The 17,023-nt window shown below is 41.2% G+C and carries 21 protein-coding genes; 13 read left to right on the top strand and 8 right to left on the bottom strand.

Annotated features, from left to right (window positions below; genetic code table 11):
• Window positions 1–7 precede the first annotated feature (7 nt).
• The 3 genes from K1X56_10585 to K1X56_10575 are packed head-to-tail and all read right to left on the bottom strand — an operon-like array spanning window position 8 to window position 1,963.
• Window positions 8–412: an ATP-binding protein gene (locus tag K1X56_10585; protein MBX7095161.1), complete on the bottom strand. Its 405-nt coding sequence runs from the start codon at window positions 410–412 to the stop codon at window positions 8–10.
• A complete protein-coding gene (locus K1X56_10580) occupies window positions 405–983 on the bottom strand; it encodes a HutD family protein (protein ID MBX7095160.1) in 579 nt (192 codons plus the stop codon). Before K1X56_10580 ends, K1X56_10585 begins: the two co-directional genes overlap by 8 nt.
• Window positions 980–1,963 (bottom strand): SDR family oxidoreductase, encoded by a 984-nt coding sequence (locus K1X56_10575; GenBank protein MBX7095159.1) that lies wholly within the window; start codon window positions 1,961–1,963, stop codon window positions 980–982. Before K1X56_10575 ends, K1X56_10580 begins: the two co-directional genes overlap by 4 nt.
• Before the next feature lie 93 nt (window positions 1,964–2,056).
• Between K1X56_10575 and K1X56_10570 the strand changes: the two genes are divergently transcribed.
• Both K1X56_10570 and K1X56_10565 read left to right on the top strand, forming a co-directional pair.
• Window positions 2,057–3,298 carry a U32 family peptidase gene (locus tag K1X56_10570; GenBank protein ID MBX7095158.1) on the top strand — a complete coding sequence of 414 codons (1,242 nt, stop codon included), beginning with the start codon at window positions 2,057–2,059 and terminating at the stop codon, window positions 3,296–3,298.
• Window positions 3,298–3,531, top strand: a complete 234-nt coding sequence (locus K1X56_10565) for a ferredoxin (protein ID MBX7095157.1) — start codon at window positions 3,298–3,300, stop codon at window positions 3,529–3,531. Before K1X56_10570 ends, K1X56_10565 begins: the two co-directional genes overlap by 1 nt.
• Window positions 3,532–3,534: 3 nt before the next feature.
• On the opposite strand, the gene K1X56_10560 is transcribed toward K1X56_10565, so the two are convergent.
• The 3 genes from K1X56_10560 to K1X56_10550 are packed head-to-tail and all read right to left on the bottom strand — an operon-like array spanning window position 3,535 to window position 6,195.
• Window positions 3,535–4,281, bottom strand: coding sequence for a CPBP family intramembrane metalloprotease (locus K1X56_10560; GenBank protein ID MBX7095156.1), 747 nt, complete (start codon window positions 4,279–4,281; stop codon window positions 3,535–3,537).
• A gap of 6 nt (window positions 4,282–4,287) precedes the next feature.
• Window positions 4,288–5,196 (bottom strand): hypothetical protein, encoded by a 909-nt coding sequence (locus tag K1X56_10555; GenBank protein MBX7095155.1) that lies wholly within the window; start codon window positions 5,194–5,196, stop codon window positions 4,288–4,290.
• Window positions 5,197–5,205: 9 nt separating this feature from the next.
• Window positions 5,206–6,195, bottom strand: a complete 990-nt coding sequence (locus tag K1X56_10550) for an SDR family oxidoreductase (GenBank protein MBX7095154.1) — start codon at window positions 6,193–6,195, stop codon at window positions 5,206–5,208.
• Between the two features lie 92 nt (window positions 6,196–6,287).
• On the opposite strand from K1X56_10550, the gene K1X56_10545 reads away from it, so the two are divergent.
• Window positions 6,288–7,301 (top strand): hypothetical protein, encoded by a 1,014-nt coding sequence (locus K1X56_10545; protein ID MBX7095153.1) that lies wholly within the window; start codon window positions 6,288–6,290, stop codon window positions 7,299–7,301.
• On the opposite strand, the gene K1X56_10540 is transcribed toward K1X56_10545, so the two are convergent.
• The gene (locus K1X56_10540) at window positions 7,298–8,356 is read right to left on the bottom strand and encodes a VOC family protein (protein MBX7095152.1); all 1,059 of its coding nucleotides are present in this window, start codon (window positions 8,354–8,356) and stop codon (window positions 7,298–7,300) included. The genes K1X56_10545 and K1X56_10540 overlap by 4 nt on opposite strands.
• 113 nt (window positions 8,357–8,469) lie before the next feature.
• On the opposite strand from K1X56_10540, the gene K1X56_10535 reads away from it, so the two are divergent.
• Window positions 8,470–9,213, top strand: a complete 744-nt coding sequence (locus tag K1X56_10535; GenBank protein MBX7095151.1) for an FKBP-type peptidyl-prolyl cis-trans isomerase — start codon at window positions 8,470–8,472, stop codon at window positions 9,211–9,213.
• Window positions 9,214–9,259: 46 nt separating this feature from the next.
• On the opposite strand, the gene msrB is transcribed toward K1X56_10535, so the two are convergent.
• Window positions 9,260–9,760, bottom strand: a complete 501-nt coding sequence (gene msrB, locus K1X56_10530) for a peptide-methionine (R)-S-oxide reductase MsrB (protein ID MBX7095150.1) — start codon at window positions 9,758–9,760, stop codon at window positions 9,260–9,262.
• 21 nt (window positions 9,761–9,781) lie between these two features.
• Between msrB and K1X56_10525 the strand changes: the two genes are divergently transcribed.
• The 9 genes from K1X56_10525 to K1X56_10485 form a co-directional block, all read left to right on the top strand.
• Window positions 9,782–10,354, top strand: a complete 573-nt coding sequence (locus K1X56_10525) for a hypothetical protein (GenBank protein MBX7095149.1) — start codon at window positions 9,782–9,784, stop codon at window positions 10,352–10,354.
• Window positions 10,344–10,622 (top strand): DUF493 domain-containing protein, encoded by a 279-nt coding sequence (locus tag K1X56_10520; protein MBX7095148.1) that lies wholly within the window; start codon window positions 10,344–10,346, stop codon window positions 10,620–10,622. The genes K1X56_10525 and K1X56_10520 overlap by 11 nt, the downstream gene beginning before the upstream one ends.
• A complete protein-coding gene (locus K1X56_10515) occupies window positions 10,623–11,012 on the top strand; it encodes a hypothetical protein (protein ID MBX7095147.1) in 390 nt (129 codons plus the stop codon). It abuts the gene before it with no gap.
• Window positions 11,009–11,719: a hypothetical protein gene (locus tag K1X56_10510; protein MBX7095146.1), complete on the top strand. Its 711-nt coding sequence runs from the start codon at window positions 11,009–11,011 to the stop codon at window positions 11,717–11,719. The genes K1X56_10515 and K1X56_10510 overlap by 4 nt, the downstream gene beginning before the upstream one ends.
• An 87-nt stretch (window positions 11,720–11,806) precedes the next feature.
• Complete coding sequence (gene ppk1 / locus K1X56_10505) at window positions 11,807–13,984, top strand: polyphosphate kinase 1 (protein ID MBX7095145.1); 2,178 nt, start codon at window positions 11,807–11,809, stop codon at window positions 13,982–13,984.
• 110 nt (window positions 13,985–14,094) lie between these two features.
• The gene (locus K1X56_10500; protein MBX7095144.1) at window positions 14,095–14,985 is read left to right on the top strand and encodes an exopolyphosphatase; all 891 of its coding nucleotides are present in this window, start codon (window positions 14,095–14,097) and stop codon (window positions 14,983–14,985) included.
• Window positions 14,986–15,117: 132 nt separating this feature from the next.
• The gene (locus K1X56_10495) at window positions 15,118–16,143 is read left to right on the top strand and encodes a pirin family protein (protein ID MBX7095143.1); all 1,026 of its coding nucleotides are present in this window, start codon (window positions 15,118–15,120) and stop codon (window positions 16,141–16,143) included.
• A gap of 72 nt (window positions 16,144–16,215) precedes the next feature.
• Window positions 16,216–16,542 (top strand): metalloregulator ArsR/SmtB family transcription factor, encoded by a 327-nt coding sequence (locus K1X56_10490; GenBank protein ID MBX7095142.1) that lies wholly within the window; start codon window positions 16,216–16,218, stop codon window positions 16,540–16,542.
• Between the two features lie 14 nt (window positions 16,543–16,556).
• Window positions 16,557–17,023, top strand: a 467-nt coding sequence (locus K1X56_10485) for a hypothetical protein (GenBank protein MBX7095141.1), incomplete at its 3' end; no start/stop codon positions are given.

Raw genomic sequence — 17,023 nt, 5'->3', positions numbered from 1 at the left:
TGCGGCATTAGCTTAGCACCACTTTGTATTTTTCGGCCATTTTTACAATTTGTTCATCCGGAATATCGTGAATGTTTTTTCCGTGGTGACGATTCTCTACGGTTAGCACATGAACTCTATATCCATTTTCTGCGGCCATTTTAAAATAAGGCTCCATTTCCCATTCCAACGTAAATGTATTATGAAGAATAATCTTCTTTTCTTTTCGTTGCATGGCATGAAGCGTATGTTCTTGGCATTGACGATAGGCTAAATGATTTTTCTGAAAATCGAAATGATATGCTCCACTTTCGCGCTGTGTAAAATAATCGTCGATTGAAAAAACAGGGTATTTATTTTCCTCGCTGATTAATTGCGCTAAAGTTGATTTACCTGCACCGGGTAGTCCGCGTAAAATAATTAATTCACTCATGTGATGGCGGAATTGCTTTTGCGAGAAGCAAGGTGAGTTTTTCTTTGACTACAAACAGTAAAGCTTTGCTATCGCCCGGCTCCATTACCAGTACATCTCCTTCGTTGAGAAATGGACTCCCGTCAATATGAGCAACTGATCCTTTAAAAATATAATACAATTCATAATGACTTTCTTCATTATGAAATTCGGCTTTTTCTCCGGGTTTGAATTCGTAGTGATGCAAAGATCCGGTCCAGTTATTTCTAAGCATCAGATTTAAATCGCGGACTTTCCCTTTGGAAGAACTTTTCCAGTCGCCCCAAAATTGATCCTTATCAAAGGGACGCATCAACTTGCTGTAACGGTCGTGATGGGTTAATTCCAATTCTCCTTCAAGAATCATCAGGTGCCGGTATATTCCGGGGAAATGAGTGAAATCTGTTTCTGCCACTTCTACAGTTGCAGTGCTAAAACGAAAATCGAAATTTCGCTCTGCAAATGTGGCTTCGCTTGGGAATACAAAAAGTTGTGTACTTGTACCTCCTGCCCAACGGATGGTTTCTCTTTTTTCGGAAGTGAATACAATCATTTTTTTCGCGATTTAGCCCATTGAGTAGTCAGGCTTAGTCCTTTTTCCAATGGAGTAATGGTTAATCCCAATTCCTTAACGGCTTTGGATGGATCCACTTTCCAATCGTATTTTCCTTTGGCAATCCATTTGGGTGTAATCAATGGCTCGCCTCCGAATTTTGTTTTCAATAACTGAATGCGCGAAAACATCATTTGTATTCCAATCGGCATGTGAATCATTCTTCTTCGAACGCCACTCACTTGTTTAAGTGTGTCGAAAAATTCATTGTAATCGTGATTGGTGCCTCCAAGGATGTAGGTATGTCCTTTTCTTCCTTTTTCCATAGCAAGCAGATGACCGTTTACTACATCATCCACATAAACGTAATTTCCGATTTTACTTCCGTCGCCCGGAATAAATCGCCAGCTTCCGTTTACAAATTTATCAATGAGCAAGGTTACCGATTCGGGATTTCCCTGCAGATAGGGTCCGTATACCCGCGTAGGTGAAACGATAACCACATCTAATCCATCAATGACATAATCTTTGATTTTCGATTCGCTCAGTGCTTTTGAACTTTCGTATTCATTAAAAAAATCGAGATCGCGGGAGGAGTTTTCGTTGATGGTTCCGTATAATGAAGCACCGAATACACCTGCGGTACTTGTCACCACCGTGCGCTTTACTCCCAATGCTTTTGCTGCATCCAAAATGTGATTGGTGGCAACAACATTCATGTCGAAAAAGGTCTTCGGATCTTTTGCCCAGACTTTCGCAAAGGCGGCCATATGGAATGCTCCATCGGTACCTTCCATGGCTTCACGAATGGATTGGGGGTCGAGCACATCGCCTTTAAACAATTTGGCTCCCAGCGATTCAATGTGTCGTGCACGCGAAGGTTCACGAACCAGTGCATGAACTTCATGTCCGCCATCACGCAGTGCCTTTACCAACCAGGAACCGATATAACCGTTAGATCCGCTTACGAAATATTTCATAGTGCAAAGATAGCTAATGTGGCTACAGATTGAACAGCGTTTTTCTGTTGAGTTCCAAATTATTAATTTTGCATTCTAAGCATAGATTATCTGATGAGTATGAGCAATAAAGTAGAGTTGATGTCACCCGCCGGTTCCTGGGAATCGCTGATGGCCGCCGTAAAAGCCGGTTGCGACAGTGTTTATTTTGGGGTGGAGCAGCTCAATATGCGTGCGCGTTCTTCGAACAATTTCACCATCGACGATTTGCGCAAAATTGCCGAGGTGGGAAAGGAACATCAGATTAAAACCTATCTCACCCTAAACACGGTGCTTTACGATCACGATATTTCGCTGATGAAATCGATCGTTAACGCAGCTAAAGAGAGTGGAATTACAGCCATTATTGCAGCGGATCATGCGGTGCTGAACTATGCGAAGAAAATTGAGATGGAAGTGCATATTTCTACTCAGGCAAATATTTCAAACATCGATACGATTGAATTTTATTCTTCGTTCGCCGATGTAATGGTGATGGCCCGTGAATTAAGTTTAAAGCAAGTGGCTGATATCACCCGTGAAATAAAACGCAGAGATATTCGCGGACCTAAAGGTGAACTGATTGAAATTGAAATTTTCGCTCACGGTGCATTGTGCATGGCAGTTTCGGGAAAATGTTATTTGAGTCTGCATTCCAATTTTGCATCTGCCAACCGTGGAGCTTGTATTCAGAATTGCAGAAAAAGTTATATCGTAACCGATAAGGAAGAAGGGGTGGAATTTGAGGTGGACAATGAATATATCATGTCGGCCAAGGATCTTTGCACCATTAATTTTCTCGATCAGGTAATGGATGCCGGTGTTCGAGTTTTAAAAATTGAAGGACGTGGTCGGTCGGCCGATTATGTTAACACCGTTACCCAATGTTACCGCGAGGCAATTGATGCCTGGACGGATGGCACCTATTCCCAGGAAAAAGTAGAAGGATGGATGAAGCGACTCGAAACCGTATTTAACCGCGGTTTTTGGGATGGATATTATCTGGGCCGCACCATGGGTGAATGGAATAATGAATATGGTTCTAAAGCAACGAAGCGAAAAGTTTATATCGGTAAAGGATTAAAATATTTTGAAAAAGCCGGTGCCGGAGAATTTAAACTCGAAACACAAACGCTTTCGGTGGGAGAGGAGATTATGATTACGGGTCCCACTACCGGATTTATTCAAACCATCGTAAATGAAATTCGGGTGGATGATCAGCTCACCGATAAGGTGAAAAAAGGAGATGTCTTCACCGTGGTGATAAACGAGAAGATTCGTCCCTCCGATAAACTGTATAAGGTAGTCGACGCCTGATGATTCGCATTATTCAGCAAAGGGAAAAGTGCATTGGTTGCAATGCTTGTGTAGAAGCAGCCTTTCATCGCTGGCGCATGAATCGCAAGGATGGAAAATGTACTTTAATTGGAAGCATCAATAAAAAAGGATTTTACCAGGTACAGGTGGATGATCACGAGCTGGAAGAAAATCAGATAGCCGCCAGAAATTGTCCGGTGAACATCATCAAAATCGAAAAAATTCCGAAGTAAAAATTATTTTTTCCGCTGAGGTACCATTTTGAATTCCGGGTGGAACTTCAATGCAAAAAGTGAATTGGAAAGCGCAAGAAAAACATGCACAACAAAAGCCACCCAAATGGTTCCTGTTTGCAATGTAATTAAGCACAATACCAATCCAAGCGGAGCAGCACCGATGGTTTCGTCCATGCCTTTTGGAATGTGCGTTGCGGCATAAAGTGCAATGTTAATGGCAATCGCCGGCCATACACCCATGGTATCTACGAGAGGAATAAATAAAACACCACGGAATAAAAATTCATAGCCAAATAAATAAGCACACCAGGCTAATGAATAGCGAAACACCAATGAACGATCCCATTCTTTAGCACGAATTTGCGGATACATGCCAAAGGTTTTTGGTCGGCGTGCAGCGAAAAAATTCATGGGAATTATAATGGCACCTAAGCCGAGACACCAATACAAGGTGATGAGGTTTGTTCCTTTGTTAAATGCAATTCCGTAATCGCATAAAGTGTATTTGGGGACAAAAATCAAAAACAACACGGCAGGAATTAGGCCCATTAAAACGAATCCTGCGTATTTGGTGAATAATACGTGGCGAATGGTTCCCTGATCGTTATCCGGATATTTTTTATAAAAATTGAGTTTGATTTTTTCCGACGCAAAAATAAACCAGTAGATACTGAAGAATAAAGTAGCGGTGATGATGGTAAAAAATGGAACGAAATCGCTTTCTTTCCAACTGAAATCGTAATTCATGCTGTATTAAAATTTGTGTGACCAGCCTAAAAATGGAAATCCGAATCCGGCAATTCCTTTTTTAACCAGCGTTTGTCCGTTTTGTTGTGTAATAGTATAAGTATCCTGATAAATCACAGATTGTATTCCAACATCCCAGGCATTTCCCCGTTTGGTGAGAATGCGCATTGCCCAACCTAATGTTCCTGCAGATTCTTTTGGTAACGCATATCCATCGAGCATCAGAATAATTTTTGCATTCACCCGAACCATTCCTCCTGCATTGATGAAAAATTGGTTGTAGTTGCCACTAAATGTAGTGCCGTATCCAACGCCGATGCTTAGATTTTTTTCTTTATCGCCGCGGGTATAAAATGCACGTGCCATTGCTCCTGAATAATCGGAATACGATGATCCATATCCAAAAGAGCCGATTAAACCGCCAACAAAAATTCCACCGCCGAAATAATTTTTCTCACCGGTTTGTTTCCGGTAACATCCTCCAAAGGAATATCCCGCAAAAGATAAAACACCGAAGTGCAGCGATAAATTATCGGATGCAGACACATCTACAGAGCCTGCAAATAATCCCGGTAATCGTACCTGAATATCGTTTTTATCCATGGGAATAGCGGAGGGCGATAATTGGTAATAGTTGGGGTAGGGATTGGTTTCTACGAGTTGATCGGATTTGTAATTTTTTTCGGTAAGTGGTTCAATAGAGGTTACCACATATTTTGGAATAATAACTCGTCCCTGATCAGGAGAAGTAATGGTAAGTTCACGACCATCGTCCGAGATTAAAGTTCCTTTGATCCGGTTACCGTCCGACGTTTTTACCACAACAATTTTTCCGACGAGTGAAGAATCGTTTTGTGCAAATAGCGACACAGTAAAAAACACGAACAATACCGAAATGAAAATGCGTATTGACATACCTAAATTTTAAGAAAGATAGCCATTTTCACGAAACCAATCGATGGCTTCCTGAATACCTTGTTCAATCGGCGTTTGCGGTAATTGAATTTCCTTAACGGCTTTTGCAGAGGAATAATAAAATTCTGCACAGGAAATTTTTGCCATGGTTTTACTCACCTTGGGTGCTTTTCCAGTCATCCTTCCCATTAAACTTCCCCATCCGCCATAAAGCATTAATGCAAATTTTGGAACCGCCATTTTCGGTGCTTTTACACCAGCCACTTTTGCCATTTTTTCAAATGCTTCTTTATAGTTGAGGTTCTCATTCCCCATAATGTACGATTCGCCGCTTCGTCCCATTTTAATCGCATTCACCGCTCCTTTGGCTGCATCTTTTACGCAGATGTAATTTTTACCGCCAGGGGAATAACCGGGGACTTGTCCTTTTACCACTGCTAAAATCATTGCGCCGGAACTTGGTGCTGAATCATAGGGACCCAACATAAAGGTGGGGTTGACGATAACAGCATTTAATCCGCGTTTTACATAATCGAGTACTAGTAAATGCGCCTGGTATTTGGAATCCATGTAATCGTTTTGATAAACACCGGCGCTGTATGCTTTATTTTCATCACCGGGTTGTTCTTTGGTTCCGTATCCAAATGAATTAGCAGTTCCGATGTAAACCAATCGTTCTATCTGATTCGCCACACAAGCTTCGAGGACATTGCGGGTACCTTCGATGTTGACTTTCCTAACAATGGGGTTTTTATCGGGCCACATTGCAGTAGAAGCTGCGCCATGAAGTACAAAGCGGCATCCTTTAATCAATTCTTTTAACTGATCGCCATTTAATAAATCACCTTCTACCTTTTCGATGGGAAGTCCGTCTAGTGTTCCCGTTTTACGTCCGGGTTGAACCATGGCTTTTACTTCATAGCCTTGTGCAATTAATTCGCGCACGATGTTGCTGCCTAAAAGACCATCGGGACCGGTGACAAAAATTTTGTTCGACATAGCCGCAAAGTTAATAATTGTTCAACCCAAGTAAGATAAATCCGCGTTCATTCGTCAGAATTGAATATTTTAGGAAATAATTCAAGATTAGCATGTTGTATCATTTTGCCTTTTATACGCTGATTTTTCAGGCGCTGGTTTTTCCGCTGTTGTTGTTGTGGACCATCTACTTCGTTGCGGTGAATTTGTTTAAACCATCGGTCCGCAAATCGCGGGAAGATAAAAAAGGGAAAGAAAAAAACCTTGAATCGTTTAGTGGTCCCGCCATTGATGCAATTGAATGCAATTCCTGCCATGCACCATTGCCTTTAAGCAGCAGTTTGCATGAATGCGAGCAATGTGGTACGCCCTTTTCCTTGCCGGAAGAATGGAAAGAAATTGTGAGTCGGCGAGAAGCTGCAGCGCGACGTTTAAACGAAGCCATTCGCTATTGGAAAAAGGCAGAATGGATGACTTCCCGTTGGGTGAGAAGTGCCTTGCTGTTGCTTATACTTTGGTTGGTGGCTACACCTGTGATTATTTTGATTGAGTCGAACCGTAAAGCGGATTTTGACGCCTGGATTGATCAATGGGGAAGTATAGGTAGTGCGGTTATTGGCATCTCTTTTTTTACACTCATTTTTTGGATTTTAATTCTGTTTATAACGCGCGGAATCATTTCTCCCAAACGACGTGCATTGTTGCCTGAATTGGATTTTAAAAAATCGGATGCCATGCAAGATGTAAAATCACCTTGCGAACATTGCAATGCCGAATTAACCATTCAGAAAGGAAGTTTTTCGTCGGTATGTAATTATTGCGGCACGGAAAATTTCAGAAAATCCTTTGCATGGAAAATGGTGGGAGAAACCAAAAAACATCAGCAAGCAGTTTCAAAATCATTATTGCAAGCCATGGATGCCTATAGAAGCGCCATGGAGGATGCTGTACAAACGCCTGCCATATTGGTGTTTATTTTAATTATTCTTCCCTTTTTTGTGATCGTGGTTCCCATGTATTTGTTCGATCTCATTGGTGAACATCCATGGATTACGGCAGGAATTGTGTTTTGCGGAATCACCCTGTGGTTTATCCGCGACACTTATTTTTCGAAGGCGAAAAATTAATCTTTAACGCGACTAAATCGCAATGTGCGCAACATCCAATGCGGTAATGCTTTTTCTGCGTTTCGTTTCTTTAAATTGAGGTACCAGCCCAGTTTTTTCAGAATGGGAAGTTTATGCGTTTCCACAAATTCAATTAACGTTCCATCCGGATCTTCGATATAGGAAAAACGACCCGCGGCTTCACCCATATCGAACGAAGAACCACTGTCGACCGTAAACGGATATCCTGCTTTTTCGCAAGCCGATTTTAATTCATCCATATTACGCACATCGAAACATAAATGAATAAATCCCCAGTCGCCCCAATAGCGATTTCCGAATATTTTTCTTCCTTTTTCTTCGGTTAATTGAATCAGTTCGATCCGCGTTGCGCCGAGTAATTGACTGAAAGGTCCTTTTCTGGCATCACGATGTGAAAGCAATACTCTTCTGAATTTTCTGTTTCCTCCGGGAATCATGTTTAAATCTTCGAATGTTCCGGTTACATCATATTCTACCTTGTCATACCCTAAAATTCCGGAATAAAGCGACAATGCTTTATCGATATCACTTACACCAATCATGGACCCTGCAACGCCACCACAGAGGTGTTTGTCGTTGCTGAACCAATCTTTTCCTTCTACCACTTCGAATAAATTTCCATTCGGATCATGGAGGAAAAAATGGAATTCACCACCGGGTGTTAAACAAGGTTCATTCAGTGTTGCAATGCCTTTTTTCTTATAGTCCTCAAATTGCGCTTTTACGTCTTTGCATTTAATGCGTGTGGCAAACAATCCGGTATCTCCTAACTGAATATCGAACGTTGCTTTTTCCGTTCCGCGACTGGTAAACTGCCAGATTTCAAATCCGCCTCCACCGTTCATATTAATCGCCATGGTTGCGGTGCGGGAGTGAATGGTTCCTCCGGTATAATTAATCATTAAAGGTGCCTGTGCGGCTTCTTCAAAAATCTTGATGTCGTTACCAAATGCTTTTCGATAGAAAGCAAACATTTTGTTTACATCGGGAACACCAATTCCCATTTGCTGAATACCGGAAATATAATAGGCCATATCCTGTTAATTTCCGGCAAATGTAAACATTTTGAGTCCTTCCCCCAGCTTTTGATTTTCAATGTGTTTTTGCATTAATCCTTTGCCTACATTTGCGCTCAAATAAACTGTACATGAAACGAATTATTTTTTCCGCACTAACCTTACTTTTCATCGCTTCCTGCACCGGTGGCTCTGATGCTGAAAACTCAGAAGCAAAAGTTGAATTTGCCAATAACAATGATAAAATCAGCTATGCAATGGGTGTTTCTATTGGTAAAGACATTGCCATGATGCTGAAGATGCAAGGACATGATTCTATTTTGAATAAAGATTTACTGGTTCGTGGTTTGGGTGATGCCATTAAGGGATTACAACTTTCCCTGCATCAGGATTCCTGCCAATCGATTGTTGGGGAATATTTAACCAGCCGCGCCGCAAAACAACGTGAAGCATCCTTAACGCAATTCGAAGGTGTTAAACGTGAAGGAGAAGCCTTCCTGGAAGAAAATAAAAAACGGAAAGAAGTGACAACGACCATGTCGGGACTCCAATACGAAATCCTGAAAAAGGGGAGCGGTCCTATGGCTCAATTGGGAGATTCGGTTGAAGTTCATTACCGCGGTACCTTGTTAAACGGGAAAGAATTCGATAGTTCCTATGGAAGAAATGAGACCTTTAAATTTGAAGTGTCTTTCGGAGGATTAATTGAAGGTTGGATTGAAGGAATTCAATTGATGAACAAAGGTTCCAAATTCAAATTCTGGTTACCATACCAGCTGGCTTATGGCGAGCGTGGTGCCGGAGAAGATATTGTTCCCTATTCAGCATTGGTGTTCGAAATTGAATTGATCAATATTACACCACGGTCAAAATAAAAATTTGATTTGCAAAAAAAAGCCATCCTCAACGGGATGGCTTTTTTTATTTTTTCTCTTTGAATTGTAAGGAGACACTATTGATGCAATAGCGCCGGCCGGTAGGTTTTGGTCCATCATCAAAAACGTGACCCAGATGTCCGCCGCATTTTGCACAAACTACCTCAATTCTTAATCCGCCTCCCGAGCGGTCTTCCTGTTCATCTACCGAATAATTATTAGCAGCCTGAAAAAAGCTGGGCCATCCGGTACCGGAGTCGAATTTTGCATTGGAGCTGAAAAGTAAGTGACCACAACCCGCACAGTAGTAATCGCCTTTTTTCTTGTTGCTTTCGTATTGTCCTGTAAAAGCTCTTTCGGTTCCTTTTTTTCGGAGCACGTAAAATTGTTGCGGACTCAATCGAGCCTTCCATTCATTTTCGCTTAGCACCAGTTTGGTGATGCTGCTATCTCGTTGAGGAATGTGTATTTTTGCTTCTGCAGAAGGAGAGCTGCTGCATGCAAAGATGAGGCAAATGATGCCAAAAAGAGGGAAGAGTGCTTTCATGGTTCTATAACGCTAAACTGAATGGATCGTTTTACTGCTTTAAATATATTTAACATTTCTGAAGAAGAATTTGCCGAAGAAGGGGGATCCGATCGCTATGAGGAACTGTTGTTTGAGCTGGCGAATTATTTTCTGCAGAATTTTCCCCATCCGCTATTGATCGATGGGCGATTAAAAAAGCTGGATACACTGGAAGAAGCCTGGAAAGCTCTGGGTGGGAGAGAGGAGGCAGTCCTTGATAGTAGCCTGGTGTTGCCGGAAGAAATAAGGGATTTGTCGACTCTGATTCAATTCTACGATGAACAACTGGCCCAATGCAGAACCCGTTTGGCCAATAGCCAATCTGCTGCTCTTCTTCGTAAAAACCTAGGGGAATTGAAGGTTCTACAACAATGGTGGGACCGTGAATTTATTCGCTTAACCGGAGAATTAGCCGTTGAACCAACCGTTATGCCCTCGAAATATCCGGATACTTCCGCAATGCGGAAAAGTATAAAACATTCCGATTTTTCTTTCGCTTCGGAAAACGTAGATTTGTTGCTTCCTTTTAAGGAGGAAAAAAACAGAATTTTAAAACAGGGTCATGGCAGATAACACCGAGCGATTGGAGCAATTACGTAAAGTACTGGAAAAGGAAGTGAGACTGCCATCGATTTACATGTTTAAGTTTATTGTTCCCAATAACAACCACTCCCTTGCACTGGTGATGTCTTTATTCGACGAATCTTCAGAAATCAATTCCCGGGTTTCTGCCAATGGAAAATACATTTCGCTCACTGCACGCGAAATGATGTTGAGTGTTGATTCCATCATCGAAAAATATAAATCTGCCTTTACCATCGAAGGTTTAATTGCGTTATAAATGACACCAGCTTTTTACACCGTTTTACTTTATTCGCTGATGCTTACCACCGGAGCAGTATTGGCATTTTACGGTTACCGATATATTCTGGGTACCATTAATCAGGCGAATAAGAATCAAAAGCCATTTATTCGCTTGCGGTCATTGCAGGAAGGTTCGCTCTCAGGGAAAAGCTATTTGATTTTCGATCTCCCCGAAGAAAGGGATATCACCGTGGTGATAAAAGATTTACAGGAGAAGGATTTAAAAGTATTGCACAAGGGAGTTTCCGCTGCAGGTGAACTGGCATTATCGCTGGAAACCACCGAATTTGCTAATGGTGAATATTTTTTGTGTTTAAACACAACAGATCAGCAGATTCAGCGTAAATTGAGAATCGAAAATGTTTGATGCGAGTCCTACAGATCATATGTATTCTTTTTCTGACCCTTCCTGTATTTGCGCAGGAAGAAACGACTGAACCCAAAAAGGAAAAGATTCCTGATATCCGCATGGGGATTAAGTCGGGATTTAAACTTCCTACCCCGGTAGCCAACAGTGCTTTTGCGAAAACGATTGATGGAATCGCTGATGCATTTGCTTCTTATCACTTTCCGGTGATGCGCTATTTTTATGCGGGCGGTGGTTATCGTTATACCTATTTTCAGATCAATGATTTTAAGGTGAACTCCAGTCTTAATGCCAATCTTCAAATTCATTCTCCCTATGCCGTTTTTGGTTATGAGCGTTTTGCCAATTCGCGGTTTCTTTATGGGTTTGGACTGAAAGGCGGATATTCCTTTCTTAATTTCTTCTCCAATTCCTGCTCCGGGGTCGATCCTGATAGCAAGGGACATGGACAATCCGCCTGGTTTATTGACCCGGAACTCTCATTGTCCCTAATGGCAGGTGAAAATTTATGTTTCTCTTTTTTGTTTTCATGGACCATCATCGGGGCTGAATATGGACCGGAAAATCTGTGTTTGCCCAATTTTAGTGGTTTAAAGGATAGTGACAATCAGGGGAATTATCAGTTTTTTTCTGCCGGATTTGGCTTTACGGTCTTTTTAGGAGGCGAAAAAAAGCGAAAAGCCCGATATCTGGGTTATTATGAATAATCACATATGTGAAGATTCTCTAATTTTGGGTTAACACATAATTAACCTTTAGCCTTTACTTTCATGGCCGGGAAAAAGAAAAATAAAATGGCGCTGAAAAAAAAGGGGAAAGCTTCACCCGTGAAGAAGAAGAAAAAGTCAGCATCCGTTACCTTGGCCAAAGAGCCGAAGGCAGTGAAGAAATCGCCGGTAAAAAAACTTGAAAAAACAGAACTGATCAATCGCGATTTGAGCTGGCTTTCATTTAATGCCCGTGTATTGCAGGAAGCATCCGACGATCGTGTTCCCTTAATTGAACGCTTACGTTTTTTAGGAATATTCTCCAGTAACATGGATGAGTTTTTCCGGGTGCGCGTAGCTACATTGCGACGCATGACCTTGTTGGATAATCGTTCGCAAAAAGAGTTCGGTTTTGATCCGCGTAAAATCCTTGAAAAAATTTCGAAAACCATTGCACTTCAGCAACGCGAATTTGATCTCACGTTTCAGATCATTCTTAAAAAACTTGCTGCAAAAGGAATTCACCACGTCAACGAAAAACAGTTAAGCAAAGAACAGGGCGAATTTGTCCGGGAATATTTTAATCACACGGTGCGACAAACGCTCGTGCCGATTATGCTCGATAAAAAAAGCAAGCATATTAACCTGAAGGATAAAATGATTTATCTCGCCATTAAATTGTCGAGAAAGAACAATACGTCCGATTATCAGTATGCCTTAATTGAAGTCCCCACCCAAATTGTTTCTCGTTTTGTGGTATTGCCGGTGGAGTCGAAAGACAAAACCTCGATTATTTTACTGGATGACGTAATTCGTTATTGCCTTGGAGAAATATTTTCCATTTTCGATTACGATTTACATCAGGCCTACACTATAAAATTAACGCGGGATGCGGAATTGGATATTGATGATGATGTTCAGCAGGGCTTGGTGGAGAAAGTGCAAAAAAGTTTAAAGAAAAGAAAACAGGGTCAACCCGTTCGCTTTATTTACGATCAGGAAATGCCGCCGGATTTATTGTTGTTCATTTTGAAAAAACTCAAAATAGAAAACAATGAAAATATTACTCCGGGCGGACGCTATCATAATTTCAAGGACTTCATCAAGTTTCCCGGAATAGGAGATCCTTCGCTGCAATACGAACCATTGAAGCCACTGATCCATCCTGAGCTACACGGACAACGGAGTATATTGGACGTGGTTCGTAAAAAAGATGTATTGCTGAATTTTCCATATCAGTCCTTCGAATACATCATCGAATTACTGCGCGAAGCAGCGATAGATCCGAAGGTGACGCACATTCAAATTAACCTGTATCGCGTTGGAGAAAAATCGAAAATCATCAATGCACTGATCAATGCAGCAAAGAATGGAAAACAGGTAACCGCTGTTGTAGAATTACAGGCACGCTTTGATGAGGAAAACAACATAAAATTATCTCGCAAGTTACAGGATGAAGGCGTAAAAGTTATTTATGGCGTTCCCGGATTAAAGGTGCATTCGAAATTGATTTTGATTACACGAAAAGATAAAAAGAGGGAAATCAATTTTGCTCATGTGGGAACCGGTAATTTTCACGAAGTGAATGCACGGATATACACCGATTTCTCACTATTAACTGCCGACGACCGCATTACCACCGAGGTTGAAAAAGTATTTGATTTTTTCAGAAAGAACTACGAACGCGCCAATTTTAAATACCTCTTTGTTTCTCCATTTAATGCACGCAAGCGATTAATAGAATTGGTTCAACAGGAAATATACAATGCCAAACGCGAACATGATGCCTGGATTCATTTGAAACTAAATAATCTGGTAGATGAGGAAATGATCCGTTGGTTGTACAGGGCTAGTCAGGCCGGCGTAAAAATAAAAATCGTTGTGCGTGGAATTTGCTCTTTGGTTCCGGGAATAAAAGGACTCAGTGAAAACATTGAAGCGATAAGTATTGTTGACCGTTACCTGGAGCATGCAAGGGTATTTGTTTTTTGCAACGATGGAAAAGAGTTGGTATATATTTCCTCTGCCGATTGGATGCAACGGAATCTGGATGGACGAATTGAAGTATCCACTCCAATTTTCGATCCTACTCTACGCAAGGAAATTCTCGATTTGATGAATATTCAGCTCAGCGGTGAATCGAAAGCCAGAATTATTGATAAGGACCAATTGAACAAGTACAAAGGACTCGGCCGTAAGAGCCAGTTCCGCTCTCAAATGGAAACCTATTCGTATTTGAAAAAGCGTCTGCATTCCGGTAAATAAGACTTAATAGCGCTATTTCCCCTAAGTTTTTCACAATTCGGGCAGTTTTTCCCCAATTCTGCAATGGAAGAGTGCATATCTTCTATTTTTAAAGAAAAAATTAAGCTGAATTGATTTACGGTGCTATAGATATAGGTTCCAATGCCGGACGATTACTCATTGGCAATGTGGTAGAAGATAAAAATGAAACCAGCATCAAAAAGATATCACTCACGCGTGTCCCATTGCGTTTAGGTGAGGATGTATTTACCGATAAAAAAATCAGCAATCAGCGTATAAAAATGCTGGTTAAAACCTTGAAGGCCTACAAACATCTGATGGATGTTTATGAGGTGGTGGATTTCCGGGCTTGTGCCACCAGTGCGATGCGTGAGGCGGAAAACCGAAAGGAAATTCTGGATATCATTAAAGCAGAAACAGGAATTAAACTGGAGATCATTGAAGGGGATGAAGAAGCCGAACTGATTTTTTCAACGTTTAACACACTTCGATTCGAAAAAAACAAAAGTTATCTCTATATCGACGTTGGAGGTGGTAGCACCGAAGTTTCTTTACTGGAGAATGGAGAGAAAATCAAATCGAAAAGTTTTAAGATTGGAACGCTTCGTATTTTGAAAGGCAAGGTGGATGAGAAGCGCTGGATGGATATGAAGGAATGGGTGAAGACATTAAATCCGAGTCACAAAGAAATTCAGGCCATTGGTACAGGTGGTAATATCAACCGGATTTTAAAAATTAACCGCAGTGATGAAGATAACAGCATCACCTATGCCGATATCAAACGAATTCAAACTTATTTATCGTCCTATTCCCTCGAAGAACGTATTTCTAAATTGGGATTAAGAGACGACCGTGCCGATGTAATTCTTCCTGCAGCGGATATTTATCTCGCTGTAATGCGTTACGCTGATGTAACCGAGATGATCGTTCCAAAAGTGGGCTTGTCGGATGGGATCATTTATGAGCTTTATAAAAAGAACAAAAAGAAAGCGATCGTTTAGTTCAGATTTAATTTTTTAGAAATGAATCGGAAAAGTTTTTTAAAGCGAATGGGACTTGGCTTTTTAGGAGCCGCTTTTTCTCCGGTTGTTGCAAAAGCAGTTTCAGAAACAGATCCTGATTATTTAGAATTTATGGAACAAAAAAAGAACATCAGAAATATTAAACGCATGGGTTTCCAGTGGGAGACCGCAGATCCCTTTTTGTTTTGCGTACATCATGAAGATTTTTTTCCGAAGGGAAAAGAAGATATGAGTCCCGATGTATCACTGTCTGGCCGTCACCTTGGTGATGATTTTATCATTAAAGATGGTTTCCGGATGTATCATGGAAAAACCATTCCCGGATTTCCTGGTCACCCCCATCGTGGATTCGAAACGGTAACCGTAGTGCGAAAAGGTTTGGTGGATCATGCAGATTCGTTGGGCGCAGCAGGAAGATATGGGAACGGTGATGTGCAGTGGATGACAGCAGGTAAAGGTGTGCAGCACTCTGAGATGTTTCCTTTGTTGCATTCCGATAAGGAAAATCCGATGGAACTTTTTCAGATCTGGCTTAATCTGCCTAAAAAGGACAAAATGGTGGAGCCTCATTTTAAAATGTTCTGGAAAGAAAATATTCCGGTAGCAGATCTCAAGGATAAAAATGGAAAAGTCACAAAAATAGAAGTGATTGCCGGGTCTCTGGACAAGTATAGTGCCTTGACCCCTCCGCCTAATTCCTGGGCGGCTAAAAATGAAAATCATGTTGCCATTTGGGTGATTCACATGGAAGCCGGAGCGCGTTTTACTATGCCTGCCATTGTAGCGGGGATTAACCGCACGATTTATTTCTATGAAGGAAAAAATCTGCTGGTGGGCGATACTCATTTGGAATACTATCATTCGGCGCAACTGGAATCTTCCGAAAATATTGAAATCGTGAACGGAGATCAGCCTGCATCTTTATTGATGTTACAGGGCAGACCCATTGCGGAACAAGTGATTCAATATGGTCCATTTGTAATGAATACCAAAGAAGAAATTCATCAGGCATTCGAGGATTACCATAAAACCCAATTCGGAGGCTGGCCCTGGCCGAGGTACGATCAGGTTCATCCTAAAACGCAAGGTCGCTTTGCTAAGCATGCTGATGGTAAGCTTGAAACAAAAAATGATTAAAAAATCCCGCAAGGGATTTTTTATTTCAATTATTAATCGTAATATTGCAATAAAGCAATAAAACGATAAAAGATGGGTGTTACAAAAAGTGATGAATTCAACGCGCGCCAAAATAAAACGGCGGAATTATTCAAGGCTCTGGGTCACCCCGCCAGAGTAGCGATCATGGAATTTCTCATGAAAAAGCAAAGTTGTGTTTGTGGCGATATTGTGGATGAATTACCCCTGGCACAGGCTACCGTATCGCAGCATTTAAAAGCGCTGAAAGAGGTGGGATTGATCAAGGGTTCTATTGAGGGGACATCTGTTTGTTATTGTATTGATGAAAAACGATTACACGAACTGGATAAGTTCATTACTGCTTTACTGGATTATTCTTCTGAAAAAAAATGTTGTTAAATAAATATTGAGTTATGTTATTGTCTGATGTAAAAAAGTCGCTGGAGGGTTTATCTTCCATTTCATTCCGTTTGCCTTCGGGTGAACAGATACCGGTCCATTTCCATGTTACCGAAATAGGAGAAATTACGCGTCACTTTATTGATTGTGGCGGGGTAGTGCGGACTGAAAAGATAATCAATTTTCAATTATGGGAAGCCAATGATTTCGATCATCGTCTTGGTGCGAAGAAATTGTTGGATATTATTTCACTTTCCGAATCAAAATTAGGTATCCAGGATGCTGAAGTGGAGGTGGAATATCAAATGGATACGATTGGTCGGTTTGGACTGGAATTTTCGAATGGTGAGTTTCATTTGCTCAGTATGCAGACCAATTGTCTGGCTGCCGATAAATGCGGTATTCCTCCTGAAAAATTAAAGACCAATCTTAAGGATTTAACAGCATCCAAATCTTCTTCTTGTTGTACACCGGGAGGAAA

The sequence above is a fragment of the Flavobacteriales bacterium genome (assembly GCA_019694795.1).
In the GTDB taxonomy this organism is placed as follows: Bacteria; Bacteroidota; Bacteroidia; order Flavobacteriales_D; family UBA2798; genus UBA2798.
Note: the sequence above shows the minus strand (reverse complement) of the source record. Positions and strands in the feature narration are given on the sequence as shown.

Coding starts and splice junctions, on each gene's coding strand:
- K1X56_10585 (MBX7095161.1), bottom strand. CDS start 412: ATGAGTGAATTAATTATTTTACGCGGACTACCCGGTGCAGGTAAATCA.
- K1X56_10580 (MBX7095160.1), bottom strand. CDS start 983: ATGATTGTATTCACTTCCGAAAAAAGAGAAACCATCCGTTGGGCAGGA.
- K1X56_10575 (MBX7095159.1), bottom strand. CDS start 1,963: ATGAAATATTTCGTAAGCGGATCTAACGGTTATATCGGTTCCTGGTTG.
- K1X56_10570 (MBX7095158.1), top strand. CDS start 2,057: ATGAGTATGAGCAATAAAGTAGAGTTGATGTCACCCGCCGGTTCCTGG.
- K1X56_10565 (MBX7095157.1), top strand. CDS start 3,298: ATGATTCGCATTATTCAGCAAAGGGAAAAGTGCATTGGTTGCAATGCT.
- K1X56_10560 (MBX7095156.1), bottom strand. CDS start 4,281: ATGAATTACGATTTCAGTTGGAAAGAAAGCGATTTCGTTCCATTTTTT.
- K1X56_10555 (MBX7095155.1), bottom strand. CDS start 5,196: ATGTCAATACGCATTTTCATTTCGGTATTGTTCGTGTTTTTTACTGTG.
- K1X56_10550 (MBX7095154.1), bottom strand. CDS start 6,195: ATGTCGAACAAAATTTTTGTCACCGGTCCCGATGGTCTTTTAGGCAGC.
- K1X56_10545 (MBX7095153.1), top strand. CDS start 6,288: ATGTTGTATCATTTTGCCTTTTATACGCTGATTTTTCAGGCGCTGGTT.
- K1X56_10540 (MBX7095152.1), bottom strand. CDS start 8,356: ATGGCCTATTATATTTCCGGTATTCAGCAAATGGGAATTGGTGTTCCC.
- K1X56_10535 (MBX7095151.1), top strand. CDS start 8,470: ATGAAACGAATTATTTTTTCCGCACTAACCTTACTTTTCATCGCTTCC.
- msrB (MBX7095150.1), bottom strand. CDS start 9,760: ATGAAAGCACTCTTCCCTCTTTTTGGCATCATTTGCCTCATCTTTGCA.
- K1X56_10525 (MBX7095149.1), top strand. CDS start 9,782: ATGGATCGTTTTACTGCTTTAAATATATTTAACATTTCTGAAGAAGAA.
- K1X56_10520 (MBX7095148.1), top strand. CDS start 10,344: ATGGCAGATAACACCGAGCGATTGGAGCAATTACGTAAAGTACTGGAA.
- K1X56_10515 (MBX7095147.1), top strand. CDS start 10,623: ATGACACCAGCTTTTTACACCGTTTTACTTTATTCGCTGATGCTTACC.
- ppk1 (MBX7095145.1), top strand. CDS start 11,807: ATGGCGCTGAAAAAAAAGGGGAAAGCTTCACCCGTGAAGAAGAAGAAA.
- K1X56_10495 (MBX7095143.1), top strand. CDS start 15,118: ATGGAACAAAAAAAGAACATCAGAAATATTAAACGCATGGGTTTCCAG.
- K1X56_10490 (MBX7095142.1), top strand. CDS start 16,216: ATGGGTGTTACAAAAAGTGATGAATTCAACGCGCGCCAAAATAAAACG.